This is a genomic window from Streptomyces zinciresistens K42 (assembly GCF_000225525.1).
Classification (GTDB): domain Bacteria; phylum Actinomycetota; class Actinomycetes; order Streptomycetales; family Streptomycetaceae; genus Streptomyces; species Streptomyces zinciresistens.
The window spans coordinates 1-6961 of sequence record NZ_AGBF01000269.1 but is presented as its reverse complement, the minus strand read 5'-3'; the positions used below and the strand labels follow the sequence as shown (position 1 = coordinate 6961).

The following is a 6961-nucleotide window of genomic DNA, read 5'->3' as shown; positions in this document are numbered from 1 at the left end:
GTGCTGTGCATGGCGCCCGAGGAGGGCCTGGGCGTGCGCGACCGGGACAAGCGCGCCCAGCACATCGAGGCCATCAACCGCTTCCGCAACATCTGAGACATCCGGGAGCACAGATGACTGAGCGTCAGCCCGCCGACGGCGCGCGGGAGAAGGACCGGCCGTGGCTCATGCGCACGTACGCCGGCCACTCCACGGCCGAGGCGTCCAACGAGCTGTACCGGCGCAACCTCGCCAAGGGCCAGACGGGTCTGTCGGTCGCGTTCGACCTCCCGACGCAGACCGGCTACGACTCCGACCACGTCCTCGCCCGCGGCGAGGTCGGCCGGGTCGGGGTGCCGGTCGCGCACCTCGGCGACATGCGGCGGCTGTTCCAGGACATCCCCCTGGAGCAGATGAACACCTCGATGACGATCAACGCCACCGCCATGTGGCTGCTGGCGCTCTACCAGGTCGTCGCCGAGGAGCAGGGTGCGGACGTCACCAGGCTCCAGGGCACGACCCAGAACGACATCGTCAAGGAGTACCTCTCGCGCGGGACGCACGTCTTCCCGCCGGGCCCCTCGCTCCGCCTGACGACGGACATGATCGCGTACACGGTCTCCCACCTCCCGAAGTGGAACCCGATCAACATCTGCAGCTACCACCTGCAGGAGGCGGGCGCCACGCCGGTCCAGGAGATCGCGTACGCGATGTCCACCGCGATCGCGGTCCTCGACGCCGTGCGCGACTCGGGGCAGGTCCCCGCCGAGAAGTTCGGGGACGTCGTCGCCCGCATCTCCTTCTTCGTGAACGCGGGCGTCCGCTTCGTCGAGGAGATGTGCAAGATGCGGGCGTTCGGGCGGATCTGGGACCAGGTCACCCGGGAGCGCTACGGCATCGGGAACGCCAGGCAGCGCCGTTTCCGCTACGGCGTCCAGGTCAACTCCCTCGGGCTGACCGAGGCGCAGCCGGAGAACAACGTCCAGCGGATCGTGCTGGAGATGCTGGCCGTGACGCTGTCCAAGGACGCCCGCGCGCGGGCCGTGCAACTGCCCGCCTGGAACGAGGCGCTGGGGCTGCCCCGGCCCTGGGACCAGCAGTGGTCGCTGCGCATCCAGCAGGTGCTGGCGCACGAGAGCGATCTGCTGGAGTACGAGGACATCTTCGCGGGCTCGCACGTCGTCGAGGCGAAGGTCGCCGCTCTCGTCGCGGACTCGCTCGCCGAGATGGGGCGGATCGAGGAGATGGGCGGCGCCATGGCCGCCGTCGAGTCCGGCTACCTCAAGTCGCGGCTGGTCTCCTCGCACGCGGAGCGCCGGGCGCGGATCGAGTCGGGCCGGGAGAAGGTCGTCGGGGTCAACATCTTCGAGACGACCGAGCCGAACCCGCTGACCGCGGACCTCGACACGGCCGTCCAGACGGTCGATCCGGCCGTCGAGGCCCGGGTGATCGCCGCCCTGGAGGACTGGCGCGGCACCCGCTATCAGCCGCCGTTCAACCACCCGCGCCCCTGCAAGGCGCTGGAGCGGCTGAAGGAGGCCGCGAAGGGCACGGCGAACCTGATGGAGGCGACCCTGGAGTGCGCCCGCGCCGGGGTGACGACCGGCGAGTGGGCCGGGGCGCTGCGCGAGGTGTTCGGCGAGTTCCGGGCGCCCACGGGTGTCTCCTCCGCCCCGGTGGCCGTGGCCGCCGAGGAGGGTTCCGCGCTCGGCGGGGTCCGCCGCACGGTCGAACTGACCGCGCGGGACCTCGGCGTCGGCAAGCTGCGCTTCCTGGTCGGCAAGCCCGGCCTGGACGGGCACTCCAACGGCGCCGAGCAGATCGCCGTCCGCGCGCGCGACGCCGGCTTCGAGGTGGTCTACCAGGGCATCCGGCTGACGCCCGAGCAGATCGTGGACGCGGCCCTGGAGGAGGACGTGCACGCGGTGGGCCTGTCGATCCTGTCCGGCTCGCACGCCCGGCTGGTGCCGGACGTGCTCGAACGGCTCCGGGTGGCCGGTGCCGCGGACATCCCCGTGATCGCCGGTGGCATCATCCCGAATGGTGACGCCGCGCGGCTCCGGGCCGCCGGAGTGGCCGCCGTCTTCACCCCGAAGGACTTCGACATCACCGGGATCATCGGCCGCATCGTCGACGAGATCCGGAAAGCGAACAAGCTCGACCCCCTGGAGGTCCCCGCATGACGACCGTCAACCGCCTTCGCCCGCGGCGCTCCTGCCTGGCCGTACCGGGCTCGAACCCGCGCTTCCTGGAGAAGGCGCAGGGTCTGCCGGCCGACCAGGTCTTCCTGGACCTGGAGGACGCGTGCGCGCCGCTCGCCAAGCCCGAGGCCCGGCACACCGTCGTCAAGTTCCTGAACGAGGGTGACTGGACGGGCAAGACGCGGGTGGTGCGCGTCAACGACTGGACCACCGAATGGACGTACCGGGACGTCGTGACGGTCGTCGAGGGGGCCGGGCAGAACCTCGACTGCATCATGCTGCCGAAGGTCCAGGACGCCGGGCAGGTCGTCGCGCTGGACCTGCTGCTGACCCAGATCGAGAAGACGATGGGCTTCGAGGCCGGCCGCATCGGCATCGAGGCGCAGATCGAGAACGCGCAGGGCCTGAACAACGTCAACGCCATCGCGCAGGCGTCCCCGCGGGTGGAGACCATCATCTTCGGCCCGGCCGACTTCATGGCGTCGATCAACATGAAGTCGCTGGTCGTGGGCGAGCAGCCGCCCGGCTACCCGGCGGACGCCTACCACTACATCCTGATGAAGATCCTGATGGCCGCCCGCGCCAACGACCTCCAGGCGATCGACGGCCCGTACCTCCAGATCCGCGACGTCGAGGGCTACCGCGAGGTCGCCCGGCGCGCCGCCGCGCTCGGCTTCGACGGCAAGTGGGTGCTGCACCCGGGCCAGGTCGAGGCGTCGAACGAGATCTTCTCGCCGTCGCAGGAGGACTTCGACCGCGCCGAGCTGATCCTGGACGCCTACGAGTACCACACGTCCGAGGCGGGCGGCAGGAAGGGCTCCGCGATGCTCGGCGACGAGATGATCGACGAGGCCAGCCGCAAGATGGCCCTGGTCGTCTCCGGCAAGGGCCGCGCCGCCGGTATGCGGCGCACGTCGAAGTTCGAGATCCCGGAGGGCTGAGCGCGATGCAGTTCGGACGCACCTACGAGGAGTTCGAGGTCGGGGCGACGTACAAGCACTGGCCGGGCAAGACGGTCACCGAGTACGACGACCACCTGTTCTGCCTCCTCACGATGAACCACCACCCGCTCCACCTGGACGGCAACTACGCCGAGCGGGCGACCGACTTCGGCAGGAACGTCGTCGTGGGCAACTACGTCTACTCGCTGCTGCTGGGCATGTCCGTGCCGGACGTCTCGGGCAAGGCGATCGCCAACCTGGAGATCGAGTCGCTCAAGCACGTGGCGCCGACCTTCCACGGCGACACGGTCTACGGCGAGACGACGGTGCTCGACAAGTGGCCCTCGAAGTCGAAGGGCGACCGTGGGATCGTCCACGTCGAGACCAGGGGCCACAAGCAGGACGGCACGCTGGTCTGCGTGTTCCGGCGCAAGGTGTTGGTGCCCACCGAGACGTACATCAAGGAGCGCGGCGGCGAGCAGCCCGGCCGCCCGGAGCCGAAGCGGCAGGAGAAGTAGCCATGGCGCGCCTCGCCCAGACCGCCGGTCTGACCGACGTCCAGCGGGAGATCCTCTCCACCGTCCGCGACTTCGTGGACAAGGAGATCATTCCGGTCGCCACCGAGCTGGAGCACCGCGACGAGTACCCGCAGCAGATCGTCGACGGCCTCAGGGAGTTGGGCCTGTTCGGCCTGATGATCCCCGAGGAGTACGGGGGGCTGGGCGAGTCGCTCCTGACGTACGCCCTGTGCGTGGAGGAGATCGCCCGGGGCTGGATGTCGGTGTCCGGCATCATCAACACCCACTTCATCGTGGCGTACATGCTCAAGCAGCACGGCACGCGGGAGCAGCGGGACCACTTCCTGCCGAGGATGGCGGCCGGGGACGTCCGCGGCGCCTTCTCGATGTCGGAGCCGGCTCTGGGCTCCGACGTGTCGGCCATCGCCTCCAGGGCGGTGCAGGACGGCGGGGAGTACGTCCTCAACGGGCAGAAGATGTGGCTGACGAACGGCGGGACGTCGTCCCTGGTGGCCGTTCTGGTCCGGAGTGACGAAGGACACCCCGAGGGCACCGCGCCCCACAAGTCGATGACGACCTTCCTCGTCGAGAAGGAGCCGGGCTTCGGCGAGGTCCGCCCCGGTCTCACCATCCCCGGCAAGATCGACAAGATGGGCTACAAGGGCGTCGACACGACCGAGCTCATCATGGACGATCTGCGAATTCCGGCCAATCGGGTGCTCGGCGGCGCCACCGGCCGGGGTTTTTACCAAATGATGGACGGTGTCGAGGTGGGCCGGGTGAATGTGGCGGCCCGTGGCTGCGGCGTCGCTCAGCGTGCGTTCGAGCTGGGCGTCCGCTACGCCCAGCAGCGTCACACTTTCGGCAGGGCCATCGCCGAGCACCAGGCCATCCAGTTCAAGCTGGCCGAGATGGCTACCAAGGTGGAGGCGGCCCATGCCATGATGGTCAACGCGGCACGCAAAAAGGACTCCGGGGAGCGAAACGACCTCGAAGCAGGGATGGCGAAGTACCTCGCCTCCGAGTACTGCAAAGAGGTCGTGGAAGACGCCTTCCGGATCCACGGCGGTTACGGCTTCTCCAAGGAGTACGAGATCGAGCGCCTCTACCGTGAGGCACCGATGCTGCTCATCGGTGAAGGTACCGCCGAGATCCAGAAAATGATCATCGGTCGCAGGCTGCTGGAAGAGTATCGGTTCCAGGGATAGATGTGTGGGTTCGGGGTGTTTTCTTCGAGAAGAAGGTCACACCCCGTCCACACTCCCCGGCTGCCGACTCGGCTTCCTGGCTTGCCCAGTTGTGGCCCGCGACCGGTACCATCCCGGGAAAGCCGCCGTCCCCCGTTGAAGCGCGGCATCATCCGCTACGAAGGTCATCCATGCCCCACAGCCAAACCTCTGCACCTCGCGACAGCCGGGCCGGCGTACGCCTCGCGCGCGGAGCATCGCCGTGGCTTCTCCCGACCGTCGCCACCGCAGCACTCAGCCTGGTCCGCGCGCGCCGCTCCGGCGCCGCCAGGGCCGTGGCCGTGCCCGCCACCGCACTCGCGGCGGGCATGCTGTGGTTCTTCCGCGACCCCGAGCGCGAGATCGCGCAGGGCAGGGTCATCTCTCCCGCCGACGGCGTGGTGCAGAGCATCATGCCGTGGAAGGACGGCCGCACCCGCGTCGCGATCTTCATGAGCCCGCTCAACGTCCACGTCAACCGTGCGCCGCTCTCCGGCACCGTGACGTCCGTCGAGCACATCCCGGGCGGGTTCGTACCGGCGTTCAACAAGGAGAGCGAGAACAACGAGCGCGTAGTCTGGCATTTCGACACCGAACTCGGCGACATCGAGATGATCCAGATCGCCGGCGCGGTGGCCCGCCGCATCGTGCCCTACGTCCCGCAGGGCACGAAGGTCGAGCAGGGCGACCGCATCGGTCTGATCCGGTTCGGCTCGCGTGTCGACATCTACCTGCCCGAAGGCGTGGAGGTGGCGGTCGAGGTCGGTCAGAAGACCGTGGCTGGGGTGACTCGCATTGACCGTGATTGATCCTGAGACACAGGCGGGCTGGGTGCCCGAGGCCGACGAGGCCGACGACGAGGAGGAGATGCCCCTCTCGCTCCGCCTGTCGATAGCGGACACGCTGACGCTGGGCAACGCCACGTGCGGTTTCATGGCGGTGTACTTCACGACCACCGGCATCCTGATCCCGCACCTCACCGACAGCCAGGAATCCGGCATGGCCCGCAACAGCGCGGCCACGGCGGTCATCCTGATGCTGTGCGCGGCGGTGTTCGACCTGTTCGACGGCCTGGTCGCGCGCAAGCTGCGGTCCTCGCCGATGGGCGCCGAGCTGGACAACCTCTCGGACCTGATCAGCTTCGGCCTGGCGCCGGCGTACTTCGTGCTCGTCTACGGCATGGTCGCCGACGACGCCTACCAGAAGGTGGCCGCGGTCGGGGCCATCGTCGTCCTTCTGGCGGTGGTGCTGCGGCTTGCGCGCTTCTCGTGCGTGACCGTGCCGAACGGCATGTTCCAGGGCATGCCCTCCCCGTTCGGCGCGCTGACGGTCGTCTCGATCATCCTGCTGGAGCTGCCCTTCGTGGCGACGCTGCTGGCGATCCTCGGCACCGCCTGGCTGATGGTGAGCCGGGTGGAGTACCCCAAGCCCCGCGGCCGGCTCGCGGTGGCGATGCTGAGCTGGATCGTGCTGAGCATGGGCCTGCTCACCGCCTGGGCCTTCGACGCGCCGGGCGGCCAGCTGCTGCTCCAGACGGGCTGTGCCCTTCAGCTCGTCATGGGCGCCGTGATCCCGCTGTTCGCCACGGCCCGCCGGGTGAACAACTTCCGCGACAACCGGCGTGAGGCGCGGGCGGCGCAAGTGCCGTAGCGAACGCCTCAGGACGGCTCACGAGGAGGGGCCCCGGACCCGATGTCCACATCGGTCCGGGGCCCCTCCTCGTGCCGTGCGCCGGGTCAGGACAGGTAGTCGCGCGCGACGCGCTCCGCCGTGCGTTCCAGGATCGGGCCCGCGTCCGCGATGCACGTGGCGATGTCCGGCTCGGTCTCCGTGAGCGGGTAGGCCCGCCGGATCCCGGCCCGGCCCAGTGCCTCCGGGGCCAGCGCCAGGCGTCCGCACACGGCGACGACCTCCTTGCCGACCGCGCGGGCGGCGGACGCGACGCCCGCCGGGGCCTTGCCGTGCAGGGTCTGCTCGTCGAGGGAGCCCTCACCGGTGATGACGAGGTCGGCCCGCTCCAGGGCGGGCGCGAAGCCGAGGACGTCCAGCATGACCTCGATGCCGGGGCGGAAGCGGGCCCCGAGCAGCAGGGCGCC

General features: G+C 69.4%; 7 protein-coding genes. 6 read left to right on the top strand and 1 reads right to left on the bottom strand.

The annotated features are described in order from the left end of the window. Positions 1-113 precede the first annotated feature (113 nt). The 6 genes from SZN_RS34090 (at position 114) to pssA (ending at position 6515) form a co-directional block, all read left to right on the top strand. Positions 114-2162, top strand: coding sequence for a protein meaA (locus SZN_RS34090; protein ID WP_007504179.1), 2049 nt, complete (start codon positions 114-116; stop codon positions 2160-2162). After that, the gene (locus SZN_RS34085) at positions 2159-3121 is read left to right on the top strand and encodes an HpcH/HpaI aldolase/citrate lyase family protein (protein WP_007504176.1); all 963 of its coding nucleotides are present in this window, start codon (positions 2159-2161) and stop codon (positions 3119-3121) included. The genes SZN_RS34090 and SZN_RS34085 overlap by 4 nt, the downstream gene beginning before the upstream one ends. 5 nt (positions 3122-3126) lie before the next feature. After that, positions 3127-3639, top strand: coding sequence for a MaoC family dehydratase (locus SZN_RS34080; protein WP_007504175.1), 513 nt, complete (start codon positions 3127-3129; stop codon positions 3637-3639). A 2-nt stretch (positions 3640-3641) separates the two neighbouring features. Continuing rightward, positions 3642-4847 (top strand): acyl-CoA dehydrogenase family protein, encoded by a 1206-nt coding sequence (locus SZN_RS34075; protein ID WP_007504173.1) that lies wholly within the window; start codon positions 3642-3644, stop codon positions 4845-4847. A 170-nt stretch (positions 4848-5017) separates the two neighbouring features. Next, a complete protein-coding gene (locus SZN_RS34070) occupies positions 5018-5674 on the top strand; it encodes a phosphatidylserine decarboxylase (protein ID WP_043734611.1) in 657 nt (218 codons plus the stop codon). A gap of 22 nt (positions 5675-5696) precedes the next feature. Continuing rightward, positions 5697-6515 (top strand): CDP-diacylglycerol--serine O-phosphatidyltransferase, encoded by an 819-nt coding sequence (gene pssA / locus SZN_RS34065; protein WP_007504169.1) that lies wholly within the window; start codon positions 5697-5699, stop codon positions 6513-6515. 86 nt (positions 6516-6601) lie between these two features. Here the strand turns inward: pssA and SZN_RS34060 are convergent. After that, positions 6602-6961, bottom strand: a 360-nt coding sequence (locus SZN_RS34060; protein ID WP_007504167.1) for a glycerate kinase, incomplete at its 5' end; no start/stop codon positions are given.

Bases quoted from the DNA above. Each gene is read 5' to 3' on its own strand.
- SZN_RS34085 (WP_007504176.1), top strand. From the start codon at position 2,159: ATGACGACCGTCAACCGCCTTCGCCCGCGGCGCTCCTGCCTGGCCGTA.
- SZN_RS34090 (WP_007504179.1), top strand. From the start codon at position 114: ATGACTGAGCGTCAGCCCGCCGACGGCGCGCGGGAGAAGGACCGGCCG.
- SZN_RS34070 (WP_043734611.1), top strand. From the start codon at position 5,018: ATGCCCCACAGCCAAACCTCTGCACCTCGCGACAGCCGGGCCGGCGTA.
- SZN_RS34075 (WP_007504173.1), top strand. From the start codon at position 3,642: ATGGCGCGCCTCGCCCAGACCGCCGGTCTGACCGACGTCCAGCGGGAG.
- SZN_RS34080 (WP_007504175.1), top strand. From the start codon at position 3,127: ATGCAGTTCGGACGCACCTACGAGGAGTTCGAGGTCGGGGCGACGTAC.